Origin of the sequence: Paenibacillus sp. FSL R10-2796 (genome assembly GCF_037965315.1) — a bacterium.
GTDB lineage: Bacteria > Bacillota > Bacilli > Paenibacillales > Paenibacillaceae > Paenibacillus_AQ > Paenibacillus_AQ odorifer.
In genome coordinates, this window is record NZ_CP150178.1 from 4,967,649 (window position 1) to 4,989,649 (window position 22,001).

Sequence of the window (22,001 nt, forward strand, 5' to 3'; positions counted from 1 at the left end):
TTTTGGAAACTATTGTCGTTTATACTTTATACGAGCCTTAAACGGCATCAAAGGAAGAAAAAGTAAGAATTGCTAGAGACCAATAAACGGGGATGGTAGGGATTGCAGATGAAAAAGTTTGGTTTTTTGGCGTTACTGCTGCTTTTGTTGGTGCTGGTTCATCCAGGAACTGGTTATGCCGGCTCTGCGGAAACACACATCAACCTAGACGGCAACGATCTTAAGATTTCAAAAGAAGCACAGGTACAAATTGTAAATGGCAGTGTAATGGTTCCTCTTCGTGTTGTTGCGGAACAGCTTGGTTATACCGTGAAATGGGATAATGTGACCAAGACGGCGATCATTGAGCAAAAGGGAACTACTTTAAAGCTGATCGTGGATAATACGATGGCAGAAGCTTCAGGGAAACAAGTCAAACTGGACAATCCTCCGTTTCTCAGTGGCAGCACAACCCTTGTTCCTTTAAGATTTGTTGGGGAACAGACAGGAACTACTGTCGGTTGGGACAATGTAACCAAAACCGTATATTTAACCTCTCCAGTACCTGAGATTGGGGGAAGCGATCCGGAAATTACGGTTCCACAACCCACTCCAACAGCACCTTCAGACAACGGATCAAACGGGAATACAGCAACTGAAGGGAATAGCTCAGTAGCTACAGTCACCAATCTTAGCTTCATCGATAACCAGCTGGTTATTGCAGTGAACGGCAGTATAAAACCTACCGTGTTCACTATGACAGACAAAGACCGAATTGTCGTGGATTTACCGAATACTGGCTTTGGAACCGACTTCCATCAGAATCTGTCCGTAGGAAAGAACCAAAGCGGACAGTTAACGGTTACTGACTATCCTAATGTCTCTGCCGTTCGCTATTCATTGTTCAGCAGTTCCCCATCTACCATTCGGATCGTCATTGATCTAAACAGCGCTAATAGCTACAGTCTGATAAATGCTAATGATGGACTTATTATTGTGGATCTTAATGGGACTAGCGTTACGCTTCCTGAAACCACCTTACCAGAAGTACCGGTTACAACTCCTCCACCTTCTACCGGCAACACAGACAAGAAGATAATCGTCATCGATGCAGGACATGGTGGGAAAGATCCAGGGAGTTCAAGTGTTAACAAGCTTAAAGAGAAAGATTTCACCTTGCCGACAGCACTGAAAATTGCAGAATTACTAAAGAAAGAACCAAATATCGAGGTTATACTCACGCGCAGTGGCGATACATACCCAACTCTACAGGACAGATCTAACCTCGCCAACAATGTAAAAGCCGATCTATTTATCTCTGTTCATGCCAATAGTATTCCGGCGGGCAGTAAAAGTAACCCTAGTGGCACAGAGACCTATTACACACGCAATGATAGCTTATTATTCGCTCAAACCGTTCACAAATACCTCGCAGGTGCTACAGGACTGCAGGACCGAGGGGTTCGTCAAGCAAACTATCATGTAACAAGAGAAACCAAAATGCCAGCAATATTATTAGAATGTGGTTACTTAAGCAATACCAAGGATGAAGCATTGCTGTTTACCCCGGACATCCAAAATAAAATAGCCGAAGCAGTAGTTTTAGGAATCAAAGAATATTTAGGTCGTTAAAAAAATGGGTGTCCCATTAGCCGTTTAGGCTGATAGGACACCCATCTTTATTCGGTAGCAGTGTTCCAAACACTCATTCGTTCCCGCAGATTCGAGGTATGCAGCTCCAGCTGTATACCATCTGGATCTAGAAAATTGACCGTCCAGCCTATTCCCCGTTTGATCGGCCCTCTAATTATGGGCACATTCTGGGTTTGCAATCCTTGGACGGCTTCTTCAAAATGTTCCTCTGCAATACTAAAAGCGATATGGTCTATCCCAACCACATTATTTGCAATCGCCATATAATCAGGCTTTTCAAGAAGACATATCCAGGCACTTCCCCATTCCAGATAAGCATCAGTTTTACCTCTATGAACTAGCTGAAGGCCCAGAATTCCTGTGTAGAAATTCAGGGAATTTGCTAAATTACTGACATTTACGGTCACATGGTTAAAACCTTCTACCTGCATCTTTATTCAGCCTCTCAATCTTCTTAAGCCAGCATAGTGACAATTCTTTTGCGTTTCTCTGATTCAGGATCATAAGCTACATGCGTATCTTCATCAAAGATCAAGGTAGCCCGTTCCTCCAGATTATATTTCGGCCATAACCTCGCAGCTGTAGCCGGATTTCCTTGATGAGCGAAAGCAATCCAAGCGTCATGCATAACTTCAGCCAACTTCTGCATCGTTGGATTAATTTCTGCCCTAAGATGGGTTAGATGAGATAGATTATTAAAGGCATAAACGATTTCTGCACTATGCACAGCTTTATTTAACAAAGGATGACCTGGGATCGTGCCGTCAAAACGGTACATCCAGACAGGTGCATAATTCAATTGGTTTTCCGCCAGAGACACCGAGGTTGCCCAGAAGTAAAGATCCGTTAGAATTTCGGCTTGTCCTTCCCAGGTGGAAGAATAATGGTTAGCAATCTCTTTCAGACTCCCAGTACCCATCATCTGCTCCAGCGCCTTGAGTGATTCGTCAAAGTCTGCCTCAGGTGATTCTTCTCTGAAGAACAAGTTGCCCTCATCACGATTGGTTCCGATCAATAGCGGAATACCATGTGCCGATCCTTCTGCCACAGCCTGTGCAGGTTCTACAGGAAGTGTATCCCCATCAATGACAGGCTGAAATAACATGCCAATTGAGCCACCCGTTAACTTTTTAGTCATTCTTGCGGCTGCATCGATAATTTGTTCAGAAGAAAATGTTTGCAGAAGACTGGCATCTCCATCTGGAGCAATCCCTAATTCAGCTAGCAGTGCCGCTGTAATGTACTTTCCTTGCTCGGAAGGCAGTGTCTGAGCAGCTCCACTTTGCATAATCGCACCAGCGAACAACCCCTTCGCTGCTGGCATGGCCAAAAGGGCTGCGATACTCATACTCCCTGCTGACTCTCCGAATACAGTTACCCGCTGCGGGTCCCCGCCAAAAGCAGCAATATTCAGCTTTACCCATTCCAGCGCAGCAATTTGATCCAATAATCCTTGATTAGAAGCAAGCCCATGGCCAAATGGAGACAAATTCATGAATCCAAATGGACCCAGCCGATAGTTAATGGTCACTAAAATTACTTTGCCTCGCTCAGCGAAGCTTGTGCCGTCAAACTGCGGCTGACTTCCAGCCCCGGTCACAAACGTCCCCCCGTGAATCCAGAACATAACAGGCAGGGGCTCATCATGAACTGCTGGCGCCCAAATATTTAAATACAGACAATCCTCGGAATGAAGCGGCGTCTTGCCACCGAACCGAGTACCTCTCGTATCCGCTGGCTGATGACTAACTGGACCAAATTCAGAAGCATCTCTAATCCCATCCCAGGCTTCTGGTGGCTGTGGTGCACGAAACCGAAGTTCTCCAACAGGTGGAGCTGCAAAAGGGATCCCGCGCCAAATGTTCACGTCCCCCTCCTGTATTCCTTGAAGCTTACCGTAAGAGGTTACTGCTATTGGTCCTCCCATTACATTTCACCCTTCCACATTATTCCTTATTCTCTTCAATCTGTTTATATAAGCCGGATCGAAACCGGAACCATTCAAAAAGATGTGTAAATACCACCTTAAGTACCGCATAACCCGGAACTGCAAGGATAATCCCCAGAATCCCAAACATTTTACCTGCGAATATAATTACAAAAATAATGGTTATCGGATGAATCTTCAACGTCTTGCCCATGATCTGTGGTGAGATGAATTTTCCTTCAATCAGCTGAACAGCTGTCCACACGATAATCATCTTCAGCAGCATAAATGGAGAAGTGACCATCGCCACAATTAGGGCAGGTGTAATCGCGATTGCCGGGCCCAGATAAGGAACAACTGCTGTACAAGCAGCAGCAATAGCCAGAACGAGAGAGTACTCCAAACCAATGATTAAATAACCAATATAGAGCAGCAGACCAATACAGCAGCTGACTATAATTTGCCCGCGTATGTAAGAGGATACCTGACTGTTCATCTCCGACATGACCATACGAGTCTGCGGCTGCAGAGAAGTAGGTACAAACTTCAGAATATAATCCGGCAATTTTTTTCCATCGCGAAGCAAGTAGAACAAAATAAATGGCGTCGTTACAACCGCCAAGACAATCTCTGTAAGGGCTCCTACAAAGCTGCCAACACCCGTCAAGGCATTATTCAGAAAAGAACTGCCCCACGCTGTTATCTTAGATGTTATCTCACTAAGGTTCGTTCCGATACTATCTTGAACTTGCCCAAAGAACTCCGTTCCGGTCAGATCCATAAACCGTTCTTGAATTAATTCACTATACCTTGGAAAATTGTCGATCAATCCTGATAGCTGAGTCCGTATAATTGGAATGACCATAAACAAAACCAGCGTGATGATACCAGCAATCAACAAATATAGGATGATTATTGCATATACACGTTTTATTCGGGATCTTTTCTCCATCCGATCTACCAACGGATTCAGCAAATAATAAGCTATACCTGCCAGTAATAATGGTGCGGCCACGGTGTGCAGCAATACTGATATCGGCTTAAAAATAAACGGTATTTTGGAGAATACCAGAATATTAATTCCAACCAGCAGCATAATGAGCAGCACTACTACAAATTTATTATTCAGAAAAAATTTTTTGAACTTCTCTGGCCACACCTGCAGCCTCTCCATCGTACCCTCTCCCCTATAAACCATCATATATACTGTGTTATTTCATTCACTTTTTAATAGCATAGTCAACGTTAGCCCTGCAAGTCAAATTTGATGTCCTTAATTAAGCACACAGTCCTATTACGAGTCTGGTCATGATCCGATTCAATCATAATCCTCCCCTGTTTATAAATAAATAACCCTGCACGAGATATTCCTCTGTACAGGGTTAGAACCGCAACTAAACGGTACTCCCAAGCCTTGCTATTTTTTCTTTTTCCCTTTAGCGTCCTTTTCATTTGAAGCAATCAATTGTCCATCATAGGTGTATAACACGTGACCTTCAAGCTTCTCCCCCTGCAAATGTTTCCGCACTAATGATTTCGCCAGCTTAGGTGTAATCTCTTTGTACCACACACCTTCGGGATAAGCGATCACCACACAAGCATCTGAACATCTTCCATTACAACGGGTCACAGTCGTATGTATAAGACTTTGTGCGCCCAGCTTCTCAATCTCATCTTCTATCGCTTCAGCTACCTCTTCACCTTTATGTTTCTTGCAGCTGCTACCGTTACATATTAATAAGTGACTTACAGTTCCTTGTAAATTCCAGGTCGTCATGGATGACTTCAACCCCTTCCTATCAGCTAACCCTATTCCGTTCGTGGATTATTTTAAACACTATCATAAGCATCATTATAGTCAATAGTAAGAAAGACTGTTATACTATAAATGAGAATGATTATCAATGAAAAGAAGGGGATTACTACATGCAGATCCAATCCGACGGGATGCCTTATTCATCCCATCCTTTTTATATGCCCCTTCGGGTCATCAGCTTATCGGGAATAACCAACTACACAGCCTCAAACATTTCTTCTACTAATTCCAGCCTTATGATAATCTGGGATGGGAAAGGTTTTCTTGAAATAGACGGTAAGCTACACAAGGTCATGGCCGGAAGCTTAATAGCCCTTAGTAGTTCTTCTTTATTGAAGATGGAACCTGAATTACAGTTAAAGGGGATATGGATGGAGTATTCCTGTATACCCCAGAGTAAAGATGAGGACATTTTTATAAATGACAACTCCCCTGTCCACCATGCCTCTACACGTTTGACAGCCTTGGCAGGTGAGCTTTACAGTGCCTGGATAGACGCTGATAAGCAAAAGCCGTTTAGGGTCCAGCAGCTATTCACCCAGTTCCTAGTGGAGCTTCATAGTGAACTGACATCCCGTAAAGAAAGATCAAGCAGTTGGATGGAGCAAGTGACGGAGTATATAGAAGCTCATTACAATGAAGATATCACACGGGATCAAATGGCTGCTTTAGCTGAAGTGAGCCCTGAGCACTTTTCGCGAGCCTTTCGCAAATCAATAGGTCTATCCTTCAGTGCTTATATTACACTATTAAGAATCCGAAAAGCCCAGCAACGAATTCTCACCAGTTCCCCCAATCTGACTACTTTGGCACATGAGGTTGGTTACGAAGAGGGAACTTATTTGAGCCGAAAATTCAAACAGCTTGTTGGCGTTTCACCTACAGCCTACCAGAATAAGAATAAACGGGTCGTTGCCCTGAACTATAATCACACCGCTAGCCTGCGAGTACTGGAAATCATGCCTCAACTCGGGGTTTATTCCGAATGGCAGCATAGCTTGGAACAAGTTCCCGCTTCCAAGCAGCTTCAAATGAGCGAAGGTAAATTTTCATTACTCTATGACTCAGTAGCTGCGGTAAAACCAGACGTCATTATCGGCTACAGTCTACCCGACAATAAGATTCTGACTCCTGTTGCTCCGGTTATTGAGCTGCCCTTTATGCAAATGAGTTGGCGAGAGCAATTTGCTCTGATTGCCGAGGTTGTGAATCGACGACAGCGTGCTGAACAATGGTTAAGTCATTATGACAGACTTTGTCTTACCGCCAACGGGTTATTAAACCATGCAATAGGAATGGAGAGAGGTACGGCTATCGTGTGGGAGGTTAGCTCCCGATCCGCCTACTGTTTCAGTAGCAGCTTCGGCAGAGGTTGCCAAATTCTATACGGTGATCTTGGCTTCAAGCCCCCCTCCGTAATTATTGAAAAAGGGATCACAGATTCCGGGTACTTAGAGGCATCCATTGAGGATATCGTATCGTTCCCTGCTGACCATATTATTATCACCAGCATCCCTTCATCATCTGAGGGAAGACAACGTTTTACTCGCCTACTACATTCTAAGGCCTGGAAGCAATTAGATGCAGTACGTAACGGACGGGTATATATTCTGAACCAAGGTGATATGTTCTACGGATTTGACCCACTGTCCTCACAGGCACAGCTTCAAGAATTGCTACGGGTAATGACATCATAAATTTGCATAAGCTGAGATCATATCCGTCCATAGTAAATACCCGGTGAAGCTTGTAAAGTTCTTATTGAGAATGATAATCAATATACATAGGAGGAACAACAAATTGCATAATCCAGGAAAAAATAGCACCAAACAATCCCATTGGCTTCTTTTTCCCCTCATGCTGACATTAATTCTAGTCATATCCGCTTGCGGGAATTCCAATAACTCTGTGGGGAATACAGGCAGTAACACCAGCAACACATCATCGGCTACTACAGCACCTACCGAAACTAATCAACCAACAGAAACTACGGAAACAGCTGCTCTTAAAAAGGTCACTACTATAAATGGTGATATTGAAATCCCTGTTCAACCTAAAAGGATTGTCGCTGAGGAATATCTGGGCAGTCTGATTGCGCTAGATACCATCCCTGTTGGTGCTCCCGGATTAACACTGGAGAATATGTATTTTAAGGAGGCACTTACTGGAGTTGCAGACACTGGAACTTACGGCAAAATGTCACCTGAAAAAATCATCGCACTTAATCCTGATTTGATTATTTCTGGACAAGCTGAAAGCTATGAAGCACTAAGCAAAATTGCTCCAACCATCGTTGTGCCATATGGTGATCTGAAAGATGCTCATGCCGAATTAACCTATTTCGGAGAACTCCTTGGTAAGGAAGAGGAAGCCAAAAGCTGGCTTGCAGATTACGACAAACGGATAGCTGAAGCTAAAGCCAAAGTAGACAAAGCACTCCCTGCAGATGCAACGTTTTCCATCATGGAAGACGGCGGAAAATCCATTTGGGCCTATGGCGATAACTTTGGCCGAGGCGGACAGCCTGTCTATCAGGCGCTGGGTCGCAAGCCCCCTACAGCTGTGGCCGCAGAAATTATGGAGAAGCAATGGGCGGAAATCTCTACAGAGGCACTCGCTAAATACGCAGGAGATTATATTATCTTAACTTCCAATAACCGTACAGAAGCTGATTACAAAGCTGATCCAATCTGGAGTAGCCTACCTGCTGTCAAAAATGGCCATCTCTATGTATGGAAAGAAGAACGGTCCTGGTACTATGATCCAATTGCCGTGTTATCCCAGACCGAAGAGCTGGCTGCTTGGCTTACAAGATAAAATGCGCTTAAATTAGAATCCCCTACTGCTTCCAACAACATTGGAGCAGTAGGGGATTTGTTATGTCTTTTGACTACAAAAACACTCAAGAGGTAATAATACATTTAGCCTAAGGTTAATCTAGCAAATGGAGTTGATCATTATGAAATTACTATCACTATATTTCATGCTTGCTTTTATGGGGTTGCTGATGGCAGTAATCATCGACCTTTTATCAGGAGAAACCCTCACCGCTTCAATGCGGACGATCTATGACTCCTTTGCAGCTACAAGCATACAGGAATCAATAACTATGCTCGTTTTTATCTCCTTACCTTTTGTTAATACAATTACATCCTCTATCCGAAATAGAAGCAATAAATCCATTAAATAAAATAAACTAACCTATACTCCCTAATTTTCTGCGGATGTAATGAACGATACACAAGAGAATAGGTACAGCGGCACAGAAATACGGCAAAATATATTTCAGAAATATCCTTCCTTCGTCCATATGTATCGGATAATTCGCTGAACTAATAAAAGCCCCGAACAAAACAACAATACCGACGGGAACGGCGAGCTTCCTGCTGTCTTGTACCTTGAATAGATCCGCGGTGACTACCATTGCAGCGTAGCAATATACTGACATTTTAAAAAATACTCCAATGATTAAGGTTAAGAGCACAAGCGCGTCCAAACGTTGAATGAAATTGGCCAGGTTTACTAACGTTATCGTAGTGAACATCGGAAAATTGGCTCTACTGTAGATTTCTGTTCCTAGAACGGATATTTCGATTGCATGGGTAAAACTGAGTAATAATCCGCATAAAGTCATTGCGATGATTCCGGTTCTTTTTGCTACCTTGGTTTTTTTGATATGAGGTAAAATCGTAGTGAAACATACCATCTCCCCGAACGGAAATAGCCATATATTCAGATAGGCTGATTTTAATGCATTCTTCCAATCCGAGGCCTGTAACGGAAACAAGTTATCTAGTTTTACAAGTCCGGCGGCAATAACCAAAAAGCAACTGGTCAAGCCCAACAATATTATAATCAGCATATAAATCTCAGCCGCCCGCGCAAACACCTCAATCCCCTTATTTAAGATGTAAATTACCGCAACAACCATCATTGCATAAATGATGAACACGGGTGTTCTGTCGTAAGAAGCAGCTATTAACAACTCACCTGATTCATGCAGATTTCGGGAGCCATTGAAGAGAAGGATTGGAATGTATGTTAAGCTTAACGGCCAGCCTATAACATTGCCCAGTATCTTTCTTGTATACCCGCTAATAATCATGCCCGGATATTGCCGGTATAAATAAACATAAATTAAATACAAAAGAAGTCCACCGGGCAAAGCTAACAGAATAGCAATCCAGACAGCATGGCCACTTTCAAGTCCAATCGGTACCACAAGGGCCGTTCCCAATTCAAACAAAAAAATCAAAGCAAATAATTGACTCGCGCTGATGGTTTCTTTTTTCATAAAGTGGCCTTTTCCCACCTTTCTCACTGAACCCTGTCATTTTTCCTTTAACAATTTTGGCTCTAACCTCATTCCTACACTGCGAATATATGCTTCCACAGAAACGTCTACTTCCGCTTCGGCGAACACTGACTCCCAATTGTCCTTAACGGTCTCCCACGCTTTTGGGTTTATACGCTTCAGTTCATTCCCGAAATTGAAAATATCGCATTTCATAGTTTGAGCAGCCTGTAAGGCTTGGGTTATTTCCTGTTTAGTTTTAAGAGCCACTTGTTGTTCCAATTGAACGATTACCTCTCTATTACTTAGCTCAATATAACTCTGAGCCTCACTAAGTGTCCCCTCTTCCACAACATTTACATGAATGACGGGTACTTTATTGCGGAGTTCAATCTTAATTTTTGTTTTTGAATGATTAATATTCACGGCTATCGAATCCTTAACCTCATCTGAATCTACATTAATACTGGTTTCATTAATCTCGTTCTGTACCCACAGTGCCCCCCGGGCAAGAGGTCCATCCAGCCATCCCTGAAGAACCCCTTTTTTCAATACGCTAAGCCCGCTCATTGTGACAAGTGCTTTTACTTTAGTTTGCTCCATCCCGGATTTTTTAGCTCCTTCTTCAGCGTCTCCAAGAATTCTGGCTCCGGATATCACTACTGACCCTTCTCCACTGAGACCATTAATTAGCTCAAAAACATTGATATCCCGGCTTTCTCCATATATTCTAGCGGTATTTTTACTCTTTTTAATAATCCCTATTGCAGGCAGGCTTTCTACTGGAAGTAATAGTTTCAGAATAGAGGATGCTTCCGTATCTCTGGCTACAATAACATTCGTGTTGAGCCGCAGCTCATGGGACCTTTCAAAGATGTCAAAAATCCCATCAATACCGCTCTTCACTGTAGATTCGCCTAAAACTAATAGCTGCGTGTGTGCAAAAAACATCTGTCTTGCCGCCTTTTTTGAAGTCTTGCGAAAAGCGCCAAAGATCGTACGGTCCGTAGAAGAATAAATAGTGACCGTGGGTTGTCCGGTGCTAGCTCCTGCACTTGTAGCTGTTGAGGATGGATTCACAATCTGAAAAGTAACATGATATTCCTCTTTATTCGGTACTTTATCCACGCCTATACCAGTCACAATGCCTAAATTGTTTAATTCCCTACTGTTCCAGCAGCTTGTCAGCAACATTAAGCAGCATATACAAATAAATGAACGCATCATCCATCCGATCTTCATTTGCCACTACCCGGCTTTCCATCATTCACCTTAAGTCGAGTATTATTCTTTTGGCTAACAAGACGCGGCCGAGTTCTCATATATTTCAAAGGCACGCGCAGGATGGAATCCTTCTGATTCTCAGCGATAAAAGGGCCAAACGGAGACATATAGGGAAATCCCAACGATTTCAAGCTACACATATGAGCAACCATAATAAAAGTAAAGATCGTTATTCCATAAAGCCCCATAAAGGCTGCGATAAACATAATGATGAAACGCAAGATGCGTATGGAAAGAGCCATATTAAAAGCAGGAGTAGCAAAGCTGGATATTCCTGTAAGTGAAACTACAATAACCATTGCAGGAGAGACAATACCGGCTTGTACGGCTGCCTGTCCTAACACTAAGCCCCCAATGATCGATACAGTTTGACCTATAGGGGATGGCATACGAATTCCTGCTTCACGTATAATCTCAAAAGTAAATTCCATCAGCATAGCCTCAATAAAAGCCGGAAATGGAACCCCCTCCCTTTGCGAAGCAAAATTAATAAGTAGGGCTGTTGGGATCATTTCTTGATGAAAATTTAGAATCGCAATAAAGAGTGCTGGGCCAAATAACGAAATAACAAGGCAAATAAATCTCAATAATCGGATCAAAGTCGTAATATCATAACGCTGGTAATAATCTTCTACGGCATGTAAAAACATAAAAAAGGTTGTAGGTGCAATCAGCACAAACGGGGTCCCGTCCACAAAAATAGCAACTCGTCCTTCTAAAAGATTTCCTGCAACACTGTCAGGACGTTCCGTATTATATAATGTTGGGAATGGGGAAAAGGGAGTGTCTTCTAAAAATTGCTCAATGTATCCAGATTCCAGAATCCCGTCTATATCAATGCTTTGCAGCTTAGTTCTGAGCTCCTGTAAGGTATTATCATTGACGATTCCATGAATATACATAATAGATACATTCGTTTGCGTGACGTCACCTATCTTCATCGACTCTACCCAGAGATTAGGGCTTTTTATTTTCCTGCGCACCAGAGAGATATTCGTCCCAATAGATTCTGTGAAACCTTCCTTGGAGCCACGAATGGCTACTTGAGTTGTAGCGTCCGATACCGTTCTAACCTCACCGCCGCTTGTATTCCCTCTGATAGCTTCCCTTATCCCGTTGACCCAAAGAATGGTATCTCCAGAGAATAAAGCCTCAAAAAGCACATCCCAATCTTCAAGCGTCTGTTCTTCTCCGATTCCTCTCGCCACTTCTTTCATATACAAAAAGATATCTTCAGCGGATGTTACCACCGGGTGTTCTTCACTTAGTTTATCAAACGACATCGCATGCTCCACAAACTCGTTGACCCTCAATTTTTCTATTAATCCCTCAATATATACGGCAGCTACCTCAACCTGTGTGGTTATGGATTTAATTCTACGAATAACAATATCAGGGCTATGGCCAAGCCTTTCTTGAAGCTCTTTAAGATTATCGTCCAAAATAGTAGAGTTAAAGGGATCCATCATTAACACCTCCTGCTCATACTATTTGTTCTACACCGCTTTTTTATGCAACAAATGGAATCTATAACCTCGCTTAACTTGGAATATGAACACGCAAAAGGGATGTCCTTGAGCTACTATAGCTCCGCGAACATCCCCTTATACTCTTTTGAAATTAACTTATTGAAGAGACTTCAGCAACGTAACTATCTCATCCAGTTGCTTGTCCAGCGCATAAGCATCGGAGAGATAATACGTTTTAAGATCGTAGGTGAATACATGACCCGCCTTAACAGCAGGTAGGCTTTGCCAGAAGACACTGTCCAGAATGTCCAGCTTATCCTGCTCCACACCACGGCTGAAGCCTTGGAAGATATAATCAGCTTCTCCTAAGTACTCGGGCAACGCTTCGAGTGAGAGGGAAGCCCAGCCTTCTTTAAAGGCTGCCTCTTGGACAAGATCAGGTGCATGCAGCCCCAATCCGTTATATATAATCTCTCCACCACGCCCATATGACGAACCATATAAATACAGCTCTTTACCGGCAATTTCAAAGATCGCCACCTTTTTGTCAGCTGCGATCAGATCAGACAATTCCGCTTTCTTCGCTTCCAGCTTCTGATTGAAATCCTCCACCCACTTTACAGCCTGCTGCTCCTTGTTCAAGATTTTCCCGATTTCGATCAATCGTTCCTTATAGTCGTATTTGCCCCAAGGAATAAAGACCGTTGGAGCAATCTTGGAGATTTGCTCATAGGTATCTTCCTGATAAGTGATAATCAAGTCCGGTTCGAGACTCGTTATTTTCTCCAGGGACACCGTCATGTCATCGCCTACAACTTCTACACCTGTCAGCGCCTCTTTGAAATATGGATGGTTCAGGATGTCATTCCCGGCAACGGCAATGGGCGTCACGCCAAGCGTCAGAAGATCACCAATAAAGTCTTGTACCGGGATCACAACTCTTTGTGGATTGCGCGGGATCTGCACCGGGCCTTTATCGCTTTCGTATGTCCAGTATTCTGCATCAGCAGCCGGCTCAGAGCTGGCAACTACAGAATCATTATTAGTGCTTTTAGCCAATTCAGCCGACGTGCTAGCTGGAGCATTCCCTTGATTAGCTGCTTGTCCACATGCGCTCAACAGCAGCACCAGCGTAAGCATAACGGCTATCATGCTTGTTTTTCCTAACGATATTATTTTGTACAATGTAAATCCCCCTTGAGACTTTATATAATCATGATATTGATAATCAATATCATTTAGATCTTTATTTAATATACCGTCTCCGCGGGAAAACATATATACACGCTAATACATCAATTTTGTTATGGACGATTGTCAGCTTAAATTATGGCCGGTTAACAAATCTGTCTGTATCTCCAATTGGCGTTCGAGCGCAAGCCCTTCGCTGCCCCAAAATTCCTCAAGCTTCAGGTAATATATGCGTCCATTCCTGAATGCTGGAAGATTGCGCCAAACCGCACTTTTACTAATCCGTTTACGCGTCCTCGACATCCAGTCCTCTTGTCCTGATACGACCACAAACATATGGTCAGCCGCATATATTGGCAATTCCGACAGTGAGATGCATAAATGATCATTCCGCTCCAGAACATCTGACCTTACCTTGTCCGGTGGAGTTAACCCCAGCATTGGATACAGATTGTACACCCCGCGGGCTGTATGATTCCAGATATAAATACTGTTATCTTGCCTAATCTCATACACCGCTACCGTTTCACCAGATTCAATTAGTGAGGACAAGCGCTGCTTGGACAAATCTATTTTCAAATGATAGTGCCTTATCCATGCCTCTGCCCGCTCCTCTTCACCCAGCAGTCTGCCGAACAAACGAATCTGTTCCAGGCGGTCCATTTTATCACACTCTACCGTAACTAGTGGCCCCAACTTCTCCATGCATTTAAGCTGACGGGGGCTCAGATAGGTTGGTGCAATAACTAAATCGGCTTCCAGCCCAGGCCATTCCGCTTCCTCCGGACATCCCTGCAGCTCAAATGATCGTACACCCGCCAGTTCCGGCAGCAAAAGCAAGGAGTAATTCATCACATCTTCTTCAACTGCGACAGGCTTCACACCCAGCGCAAGTAAATCCCCTAAAAATTGCAACGCTACTATCCGCTTCGGTTTGGGACGCAAACGGAACTCTGTTGGGGTCATCCCGGTGACTTGCTTGAATTTGCGGCTCAGATATAGTCCATCTGTATAGCCTACTTTTTGCGAAATTTCCTGTATGGTTGCTTTGCTGGACATCAAGTGTTTTTTCGCTTTATTTACTCTTAAATGAGCTACATATTCGGTGAAGCTCCAACCCGTCTGCTTGCGGAACCATACTGAGAAATAACGAGGATTGAAGCCCATTATTCGAGACATCATCTCCCGCGTAATCTCCCTTTGGAAATTCTGGTGGATATAAGAGAGCATTCTGAAATATGAACTATCCGTAATGTCTGCTTCAGCGTCAGCCTCTACGACCAGTTGATGTAGCTGATACAGCAAGGATTGAATTCTATCTGCCTGTGCTTCTAAATTATTGGCAGCAACGTCTTCCAATTCGCTGAATAAGCGAGTTATTTTATTCGTCGTACGTATAGGTAAAATCCCATTGACCGGAAAAATTTCACGGCAAAGTCCATAGACCAATTCTTGCTCCGTGATATTGCTTAGCCCATATACCTCATAGGAAATTGCTAGAACAGAGATAACAGTCTCTAATGGAGCATTAATTTGATATGTCGCACCTGCGCTTAGAAAAAGAATTTCACCATTTTTAAGAGATACTGTCTCTCCTTCTATGGTTATTTGAATGATAGCTTCTATTGGTGTCAGGAAGAGTGGGGACTGGGCAATTTGGGGTTTACTGATGTGACCGCCACCGCATTGGCGTTTCCCTACCTCTTTTAACAGATAAATTCTATGAACCGGGTTATTATTTGATAGCTTCATTCCTGCTCCCTTCCAGACTGCTAGACTTAATAACCCATAAAATATAAAGCAAGCGTATAAGGTTTCTCTCCGCTCGAAATGGATAAGATCCCCTATACGCCTTATATAAAACTTCAGATTTTATGGTTTGAGAAGCCTCTATCCTTAGTGGTCGTCAACGACTCCAAGCGCTTTATTCTTCTCTTTGAACCGTTCATTGTGAGAAGATACGTAAGCGACTTTGGCCGCGGTTGGGTCTATGTACAGCTTAGCGCTATTAAGCGCCAGAGCCGCATCAGTGAAAGTACCTGCGATCAAACGAACCTTGCTTGCATAATCCACAAAGTCACCTGCTGCAAATATACCCGGAAGATTGGTCTCCAGCTTATCGGTTACATTCGCACACCACTCGCCCATATCAAGACCCCATTCTTTTAACGGACCAAAATCGCTTTTCAGACCATGATTCACAATGACAGCATCCACTTCAAACTGCTCTGTTTCACCTGTCTCTATATGACTGATCGTAACCTGATCTATCGTTTCACCATTACTGCTGTGTAATTGGCTTACTGCATATGGCGCACGGACATTGACTGAGGATTCCTTCATCCGCACAATGTTTTTCTCATGCCCGCCAAACTGTTCGCGGCGATGTGCAATCGTCACACTTGCAGCGATAGGCTCCAATTCATTCGCCCAATCTACTGCGGAGTTGCCTCCACCGGAGATTAGCACTCTTTTACCGCGGAACGGCTCCAGCTCTTGAACGGTATAATGAAGATTTGTCACCTCATAACGATCTGCACCTTCAATTTCAAGCTTTGCCATCTGCAGAATTCCGTAACCAATGGCCAAAATGACTGTGCGGGTCCAATGTTGTTCCCCAGTAGAAGAGGTCAGGATGTACGTTCCATCCTCTTGTCTCTCTTGATTCATAATTTGCTGACCCAGCACAATAGTCGGATCGAAGGTTTGAGCCTGCTCCTTGAGCTGACCGATTAGTTGATGACAAAGAGTTGGGGTTACGCCTCCTACATCCCAGATCATTTTTTCGGGATAAATAAGCATTCTTCCTCCGAGCTCATCCTTCGCTTCAATTAACTTTGTCTTCAAGTCTCTCATTCCGCTATAAAAAGCTGTATACATCCCAGCAGGTCCGCCACCAATAATGGTTACATCGTATAATTCCAGTTGTTTATTCATTGTGTCCCTCCAAAATTATATTCTAGTGATCCCTTCAGCTACTTAAGCTCCAAACTGCGCTTCATGCAATCGGCTGTAAATTCCGGCAGTCTGCAGCAGTTCCTCATGCTTACCTTGTTCTGCGATGCCACCTTCCGCAACGACAACAATCCGGTCCGCATTTCTGATCGTTGCAAGGCGATGAGCAATAACAAGTGTTGTGCGTCCCTCAGACAACTCTGCGAGCGCCTCTTGTATAGCGGACTCCGTTTCAGTATCCAGTGCTGATGTAGCTTCGTCCAGAATGAGAATTGTCGGATTCTTCAAGAACATCCGGGCGATGGACAACCTCTGCTTCTGGCCGCCAGAAAGCTTGACGCCTCTCTCTCCGATCATTGTATCCAGCCCGGCGGGCTGAGATTTAATCAGTTCTTCCAGCTGAGCGCGCCCTGCAGCCTCCCAGATTTCTTCATCGGAAGCTCCCAATCTGCCGTAAGCAATGTTCTCACGGATAGTTCCGTCAAACAGGAATACATCTTGTTGTACAATCCCGATATGGGAACGAAGTGATTCTAACGTCATGGAGCGAATATCTATTCCATCAATAGAGATGTTGCCTTCGCTTACATCGTAAAAGCGTGGCAGCAAGCTGCAAAGTGTTGTCTTACCAGCACCGGATGGACCCACAAGCGCAACGGTCTCTCCTGCTGAAATCGATAAGTTCACATTGGTTAGCACCTTTTCTTTATCACTATAAGCAAAAGCTACATCCTGGAAGGTTATATTCCCTGACAGATGAGACACTGGCTTAGCGTCTTTTGCGTCATCAACATCCGGCTCCGTCTCCAGCAGTTCAAGATAACGTTTGAAACCAGCGATCCCTTTAGGATAGGTCTCAATGACCGAGTTAATCTGTTGCAAAGGTCCTAAGAAGACATTAGACAACATCACAAAGGCAATAAATTCACCGTAGGTCATCTGCTTCTGGATTACAAAATAGGTTCCGCACACAAGAACGAATAACGAGACCAGCTTCATGAGCACAAAGCTAAAGGATGAATTCCAAGCCATAATTCGGTAGGTCATTAGCTTCGTAATACGGAAGCGTTCGTTATTAACTGCAAAGCGGGAAATTTCATGATTCTCATTAGCAAAAGCTTGCACAACACGAATCCCGCTTACATTGTTCTCTACGCGTGCGTTATAGTCAGCAATGTCCGCGAACATGATGTGGAACGCTTTTGACATTTTGCGACTGAAGTACATGGATAAATAAATCATCAGCGGGACAATTACAAAGGTCAGAATCGCTAATTGCCAATTAATGCTAAGCATGATACCGAATACACCCAGCAGCGTCATCACTGCTATGAATAAATCTTCAGGACCATGGTGGGCAATCTCACCGATGTCCATCAGATCATTTGTCATCCGTGAGACCAAATGGCCTGTTTTATTATTATCGAAGAAGTTGAAAGAGAGCTTCTGTACACGATCAAACAGCTTTTTTCTCATATCCGACTCGATATTAATCCCCAGCTTATGCCCCCAATAAGTGACGACAAAATGCATAAAGGCGCTGACGATATAGATCCCCAGCAAACCGAGGCAAGAATAGAGAATCCATTTCCAATTCCCACTTGGCAGCATATCATCCACTACCCGGTTAACGGCCAACGGGAAGACTAGTTCCAGCAGTGCAGCAGCAATAGCACAGGAGAAGTCAAGAATAAACAATCCCTTATAGGGTCTATAGTAAGCAAAAAAACGACGCAACATTGTAAAAATTCGCTCCTTCCGGTGAGTGACCATCTTCTTTCATCAAGATTTAGTACGGGCTAGCAAATACAAAAAGTATGGCGCTCCAATTACAGCAACAACGATTCCAGTGGGGATCTCAGATGGCTGTAAGATCCAGCGTCCAATGGTATCCGCTATAATGACTAGCAGTGAGCCGAGCAGCGCTGAGGTTGGCAGCATGAGCTGATGTTTGGGTCCAACTAGCCGTCGCGCCAAATGGGGGCCGACAAGTCCGACAAAGCCAATCCCGCCACTCACAGCAACACTTGCCGCAGCTAGACCAACCGCAGCGGCAAGAAGCCGGAATTGTTCTTTGGTTACAGCAGCCCCAAGTCCTACGGCTGTCTGTTCACCCAAATTAAGGACGTTCATTACCCTTGCTTTATAGATGACATACGGCACGAGAATTACGATCCATGGTAGTAAAGAAAGTACAAACTTCCAGCTTGTGCCCCAAATACTCCCGGCAAGCCAAGTAGCCACAAACTGATACTTCTCCGGATCCAGCCGAAGAGTCAGCACGATCATCGCTGCACTCATTCCAGCTGCAACCGCTACACCAGTCAGCAACAGGCGCATGGGTTTTATTCCTTCATGCCGTTTATAAGCTAAGACATAAATCAAGGCAGCAGTAATTGCCGCACCAACAAACGCTACCATAGGCAGCAGATACACCGGAGCCGCGGTTGCCGTTGGGTAAAAAGAAATTAACAGCATAACCATAATTCCTGCGCCAGCGTTAATCCCTAAGATGCCGGGGTCGGCCAAAGCATTACGAAAGACGCCCTGCATCACAGCTCCGGATACAGCCAAACCTGCGCCTATCAGAACGGAGATCACAATACGCGGTAACCGAAATTGAAACAAGATTAACTCTTGCTTATCCGTCCCTTTACCGAATAACGTATTAAGCAGCTCCATAGGTGTCAAACGTATGTATCCTGTATTCATACTAATAATAAAAGCAATAACAATCAGTACAGCTAAAATAATCATTATAACTAAGCCACGTTTATTTTTGGCGGCTTGGAAGGAATCGAATGAAGTTTTCTCTATCATTACAGTTCCCTCCTTTCTTTACGTGCAAGATAAAGGAAGAAAGGTACACCGATCAGTGCAATAATGGCTCCCAGCGGCGTTTCATTAGGGGGATTAATCATCCGCGCTGTTAAATCTGCAAATACTGCAAGCAGACTGCCTAGAATAGCTGAACATGGAATGATCCATCTGTAATCCACACCTACAAAAAAACGGGTCAAATGGGGAATAATTAGTCCAATGAACCCAACGGCTCCTACTACGGCAACTGATGATCCAGCCAGAATCAATACAATTAAAGTCCCTGCCAGCTTAACAAGCCCTGTGCGCTGGCCTAGCCCTTTAGCAACATCGTCACCTAGGCTGAGCATTGTAATCGACCGGGATAATACCATAGCTCCTATTAACGCCGCTCCTATCCAAGGGAACATGACTTTAAGCTGAATCCATTTCGTCCCAGCCACGCCTCCCGCATACCAGAAAGCCAAATCTTGCCCAATGTGAAAATATAAAGCTACCCCTTCACTCAGTGCTGACAGCAGTGCACTAAAAGCAGCACCCGCCAACACCAGACGTGCAGGAGTCAGCCCTCCCTTGGCCAATGAACCGACCCCATACACAACCCCAGCCCCTACTCCGGCACCAACGAAGGAATATAGGATCAAATACATAAACGATAGGTTCGGGAAAAATGCAAAACAAAGCGCCAGCGCAAATCCTGCGCCTGAGTTAATGCCCATCAAACCTGAATCTGCGAGTGGATTTCGGGTCATCCCCTGCATAATGGCACCCGCAACTGCAAAGCTGGCCCCTATCATGGCCCCGCCAAGTACACGGGGTAATCGTAATTCTCTAATAATCTGATGATCCATGATCTCCGGATTAAAGTGAAACACGGCTGCCCACACCACAGAAAGTTTAATATCAGCCGCTCCGAAGGAGACTGAAACAGCGATACCTAGTGCTAATAGTACCAGACCGCCAACCAAGATTAACGTGGCAGCCCAAGGACGTGAACGGAACTCTTGTATGGCTGACCCTTTATTAGGTCTAATCTTGGAAGATATCTGTTGATTCATGAATGCCACCTTATTTCTATGAAATTGATTCTCATTATCACTATGCTATTGTAAATGAGCCTTCCTAGGTTTGGCAATAGATAGATTTAATAGGAGGCATTTATTTTATTGCATTGACAGGAAATCTAGGATTTGATAAAGTTCAAATTGAAAATAATAATGATAATGATTCTCATTATTATTTGTTGGTACATATATATAGGGAGGTTTATCATGCTAAAAAGAAAGACCCTCTTCCCCATCCTGGCACTCATAATGTTATTGTCTGTATTTGTGACAGCTTGCGGGGGAACGAACAATGCTTCATCTAATAAACCAACAGCAACAACAGAAGCAACTACAGCACCAAGCACTGAGCCAACGGCTGCTCCTGAGGCTTCAGCTGCTGAAATGCGTAGCTATGAAACCACTAAAGGTACTGTACAGATACCTGTAAAACCACAACGGATTATTACAGATTATTATGGTGGGGAGTTGCTCTCCGTAGGAGCAAATGTAGTAGGTGTCGAACCTAGTACATTTGATAATCCCTTCTTGAAAGACCTGCTCACAAATACACAAGATGTCGGTGCTCCAGTTAACGCCGAGAAAGCTCTGGAACTTACACCTGACCTGATCGTCGTTATGTACGATGATAACTACGATGCTTTATCCAAAATTGCTCCAACCATTCATATTCCATACGGAACCGCTACAAATATCTATGAAACTGTTAAACTGTTCGGTGACATTGTAGGTGTGCCTGACAAAGCTGAACAATTTATTGCTGACTTTGAGAAAAAGGCTGCTGAAGGCCGCGAGAAGCTTAAAGGTGTCGTAAATGAAAATGATACTTTTGGAATCTATGAGCTGACTGATAAAGGGGAGCTATGGACCTTCGGAAATAATGCTGGCCGTGGCGGACAAGCCCTTTATAACGCACTTAAGCTAAAAATGCCTACTAAGAACAGCAACGACAACCAAACGTTGCAGCTGTCCATGGAGCTATTGCCAGAATATGCAGCTGACTACATGTTCCTCACCACTTATGATCCTGACAAAAAAGGGGATAAGCTGAAAGAACTGAAGGAATCTCCAGTTTGGAACGGACTTGATGCTGCGAAGAACGATCATCTATTTTACAATGATTTTGATACCTACTACCGCTATGATCCGATTGCGATTACCGCACAGATTGATCTGTTCGTAGATATGATTCTTGAACGCAACGGTAAGAAATAAACATAGGCACATACAAAAACACCCCACTTTAGGCACTGTCTAAAGTGGGGTGTTTGGCTATACATAAGAAGTTTCTGTTGAATTTATATCATCTAGTATATTCATTATACTCATTGGTGTTATTTAGTTTTTTGTACATATACTCATCATTTTTAAGCTTATAGAGCTGCCCCATCCCCGCAAATACGAAAAACAGCACTAAAATTAATCCATACGCATAGGTGAATTCACCAATATAAAAGCAAGTGACTATCGCAACAAGGGTCAAGATCATTAATGCGACTGCAATTCTGGAAAAAATCTTTTTCAAATGGAATCCCCCTACGTTTTGTGC

Annotated in this window: 19 protein-coding genes; 5 read left to right on the forward strand and 14 right to left on the reverse strand. The window is 43.7% G+C overall.

Annotated elements, in window-relative coordinates:
- Window positions 1–108 precede the first annotated feature (108 nt).
- Complete coding sequence (locus NST58_RS22555) at window positions 109–1,611, forward strand: N-acetylmuramoyl-L-alanine amidase family protein (protein ID WP_339248793.1); 1,503 nt, start codon at window positions 109–111, stop codon at window positions 1,609–1,611.
- Window positions 1,612–1,658: 47 nt separating this feature from the next.
- On the opposite strand, the gene NST58_RS22560 is transcribed toward NST58_RS22555, so the two are convergent.
- The 4 genes from NST58_RS22560 to NST58_RS22575 all read right to left on the reverse strand — a co-directional run bounded on the left by NST58_RS22560 (window position 1,659) and on the right by NST58_RS22575 (window position 5,336).
- The gene (locus NST58_RS22560) at window positions 1,659–2,063 is read right to left on the reverse strand and encodes a VOC family protein (protein ID WP_076306175.1); all 405 of its coding nucleotides are present in this window, start codon (window positions 2,061–2,063) and stop codon (window positions 1,659–1,661) included.
- 23 nt (window positions 2,064–2,086) lie between these two features.
- Window positions 2,087–3,559 carry a carboxylesterase/lipase family protein gene (locus NST58_RS22565; RefSeq protein WP_339244253.1) on the reverse strand — a complete coding sequence of 491 codons (1,473 nt, stop codon included), beginning with the start codon at window positions 3,557–3,559 and terminating at the stop codon, window positions 2,087–2,089.
- A gap of 19 nt (window positions 3,560–3,578) precedes the next feature.
- The gene (locus NST58_RS22570; RefSeq protein WP_076127413.1) at window positions 3,579–4,733 is read right to left on the reverse strand and encodes an AI-2E family transporter; all 1,155 of its coding nucleotides are present in this window, start codon (window positions 4,731–4,733) and stop codon (window positions 3,579–3,581) included.
- A gap of 243 nt (window positions 4,734–4,976) precedes the next feature.
- Window positions 4,977–5,336, reverse strand: coding sequence for a (2Fe-2S) ferredoxin domain-containing protein (locus NST58_RS22575; RefSeq protein WP_339244255.1), 360 nt, complete (start codon window positions 5,334–5,336; stop codon window positions 4,977–4,979).
- 149 nt (window positions 5,337–5,485) lie between these two features.
- Here NST58_RS22575 and NST58_RS22580 point away from each other — a divergent pair, with 149 nt between their 5' ends.
- From NST58_RS22580 to NST58_RS22590, 3 genes are all read left to right on the forward strand, one after another.
- Window positions 5,486–7,072, forward strand: a complete 1,587-nt coding sequence (locus NST58_RS22580; protein ID WP_339244256.1) for an AraC family transcriptional regulator — start codon at window positions 5,486–5,488, stop codon at window positions 7,070–7,072.
- Between the two features lie 103 nt (window positions 7,073–7,175).
- Window positions 7,176–8,192, forward strand: coding sequence for an ABC transporter substrate-binding protein (locus NST58_RS22585; RefSeq protein ID WP_339244257.1), 1,017 nt, complete (start codon window positions 7,176–7,178; stop codon window positions 8,190–8,192).
- A gap of 142 nt (window positions 8,193–8,334) precedes the next feature.
- Window positions 8,335–8,565, forward strand: a complete 231-nt coding sequence (locus tag NST58_RS22590) for a hypothetical protein (protein ID WP_076127617.1) — start codon at window positions 8,335–8,337, stop codon at window positions 8,563–8,565.
- 6 nt (window positions 8,566–8,571) lie between these two features.
- Here NST58_RS22590 and NST58_RS22595 read toward each other — a convergent pair whose 3' ends face one another.
- The 9 genes from NST58_RS22595 to NST58_RS22635 all read right to left on the reverse strand — a co-directional run bounded on the left by NST58_RS22595 (window position 8,572) and on the right by NST58_RS22635 (window position 20,446).
- On the reverse strand, window positions 8,572–9,669 hold the full coding sequence (locus NST58_RS22595) for a GerAB/ArcD/ProY family transporter (protein WP_339244258.1): 1,098 nt from the start codon (window positions 9,667–9,669) through the stop codon (window positions 8,572–8,574).
- A 36-nt stretch (window positions 9,670–9,705) separates the two neighbouring features.
- On the reverse strand, window positions 9,706–10,911 hold the full coding sequence (locus NST58_RS22600) for a Ger(x)C family spore germination protein (RefSeq protein WP_076127402.1): 1,206 nt from the start codon (window positions 10,909–10,911) through the stop codon (window positions 9,706–9,708).
- Window positions 10,908–12,422: a spore germination protein gene (locus NST58_RS22605; RefSeq protein ID WP_339244259.1), complete on the reverse strand. Its 1,515-nt coding sequence runs from the start codon at window positions 12,420–12,422 to the stop codon at window positions 10,908–10,910. The genes NST58_RS22600 and NST58_RS22605 overlap by 4 nt, the downstream gene beginning before the upstream one ends.
- Window positions 12,423–12,578: 156 nt before the next feature.
- Window positions 12,579–13,607 carry an iron-hydroxamate ABC transporter substrate-binding protein gene (locus tag NST58_RS22610; protein ID WP_339244260.1) on the reverse strand — a complete coding sequence of 343 codons (1,029 nt, stop codon included), beginning with the start codon at window positions 13,605–13,607 and terminating at the stop codon, window positions 12,579–12,581.
- 132 nt (window positions 13,608–13,739) lie between these two features.
- Window positions 13,740–15,365 carry a helix-turn-helix domain-containing protein gene (locus NST58_RS22615; RefSeq protein ID WP_339244262.1) on the reverse strand — a complete coding sequence of 542 codons (1,626 nt, stop codon included), beginning with the start codon at window positions 15,363–15,365 and terminating at the stop codon, window positions 13,740–13,742.
- A gap of 144 nt (window positions 15,366–15,509) precedes the next feature.
- Entirely contained in the window at window positions 15,510–16,550 is a 1,041-nt protein-coding gene (locus NST58_RS22620; RefSeq protein ID WP_076129508.1) for an NAD(P)/FAD-dependent oxidoreductase, read from the reverse strand.
- Window positions 16,551–16,592: 42 nt separating this feature from the next.
- Window positions 16,593–18,308, reverse strand: coding sequence for an ABC transporter ATP-binding protein (locus tag NST58_RS22625; RefSeq protein ID WP_076104415.1), 1,716 nt, complete (start codon window positions 18,306–18,308; stop codon window positions 16,593–16,595).
- Between the two features lie 42 nt (window positions 18,309–18,350).
- On the reverse strand, window positions 18,351–19,388 hold the full coding sequence (locus tag NST58_RS22630) for an iron ABC transporter permease (RefSeq protein ID WP_076129507.1): 1,038 nt from the start codon (window positions 19,386–19,388) through the stop codon (window positions 18,351–18,353).
- Complete coding sequence (locus NST58_RS22635) at window positions 19,388–20,446, reverse strand: iron ABC transporter permease (RefSeq protein ID WP_076129506.1); 1,059 nt, start codon at window positions 20,444–20,446, stop codon at window positions 19,388–19,390. Before NST58_RS22635 ends, NST58_RS22630 begins: the two co-directional genes overlap by 1 nt.
- A 213-nt stretch (window positions 20,447–20,659) precedes the next feature.
- On the opposite strand from NST58_RS22635, the gene NST58_RS22640 reads away from it, so the two are divergent.
- Complete coding sequence (locus NST58_RS22640; RefSeq protein ID WP_076129505.1) at window positions 20,660–21,667, forward strand: ABC transporter substrate-binding protein; 1,008 nt, start codon at window positions 20,660–20,662, stop codon at window positions 21,665–21,667.
- Window positions 21,668–21,755: 88 nt separating this feature from the next.
- Here NST58_RS22640 and NST58_RS22645 read toward each other — a convergent pair whose 3' ends face one another.
- Window positions 21,756–21,977: a hypothetical protein gene (locus NST58_RS22645; protein ID WP_076276691.1), complete on the reverse strand. Its 222-nt coding sequence runs from the start codon at window positions 21,975–21,977 to the stop codon at window positions 21,756–21,758.
- Window positions 21,978–22,001 lie beyond the last annotated feature (24 nt).

Coding starts and splice junctions, on each gene's coding strand:
- NST58_RS22625 (WP_076104415.1), bottom strand. CDS start 18,308: ATGTTGCGTCGTTTTTTTGCTTACTATAGACCCTATAAGGGATTGTTT.
- NST58_RS22620 (WP_076129508.1), bottom strand. CDS start 16,550: ATGAATAAACAACTGGAATTATACGATGTAACCATTATTGGTGGCGGA.
- NST58_RS22630 (WP_076129507.1), bottom strand. CDS start 19,388: ATGATAGAGAAAACTTCATTCGATTCCTTCCAAGCCGCCAAAAATAAA.
- NST58_RS22590 (WP_076127617.1), top strand. CDS start 8,335: ATGAAATTACTATCACTATATTTCATGCTTGCTTTTATGGGGTTGCTG.
- NST58_RS22600 (WP_076127402.1), bottom strand. CDS start 10,911: ATGAAGATCGGATGGATGATGCGTTCATTTATTTGTATATGCTGCTTA.
- NST58_RS22640 (WP_076129505.1), top strand. CDS start 20,660: ATGCTAAAAAGAAAGACCCTCTTCCCCATCCTGGCACTCATAATGTTA.
- NST58_RS22595 (WP_339244258.1), bottom strand. CDS start 9,669: ATGAAAAAAGAAACCATCAGCGCGAGTCAATTATTTGCTTTGATTTTT.
- NST58_RS22565 (WP_339244253.1), bottom strand. CDS start 3,559: ATGGGAGGACCAATAGCAGTAACCTCTTACGGTAAGCTTCAAGGAATA.
- NST58_RS22635 (WP_076129506.1), bottom strand. CDS start 20,446: ATGAATCAACAGATATCTTCCAAGATTAGACCTAATAAAGGGTCAGCC.
- NST58_RS22580 (WP_339244256.1), top strand. CDS start 5,486: ATGCAGATCCAATCCGACGGGATGCCTTATTCATCCCATCCTTTTTAT.
- NST58_RS22575 (WP_339244255.1), bottom strand. CDS start 5,336: ATGACGACCTGGAATTTACAAGGAACTGTAAGTCACTTATTAATATGT.
- NST58_RS22615 (WP_339244262.1), bottom strand. CDS start 15,365: ATGAAGCTATCAAATAATAACCCGGTTCATAGAATTTATCTGTTAAAA.
- NST58_RS22605 (WP_339244259.1), bottom strand. CDS start 12,422: ATGATGGATCCCTTTAACTCTACTATTTTGGACGATAATCTTAAAGAG.
- NST58_RS22555 (WP_339248793.1), top strand. CDS start 109: ATGAAAAAGTTTGGTTTTTTGGCGTTACTGCTGCTTTTGTTGGTGCTG.
- NST58_RS22570 (WP_076127413.1), bottom strand. CDS start 4,733: ATGGAGAGGCTGCAGGTGTGGCCAGAGAAGTTCAAAAAATTTTTTCTG.
- NST58_RS22560 (WP_076306175.1), bottom strand. CDS start 2,063: ATGCAGGTAGAAGGTTTTAACCATGTGACCGTAAATGTCAGTAATTTA.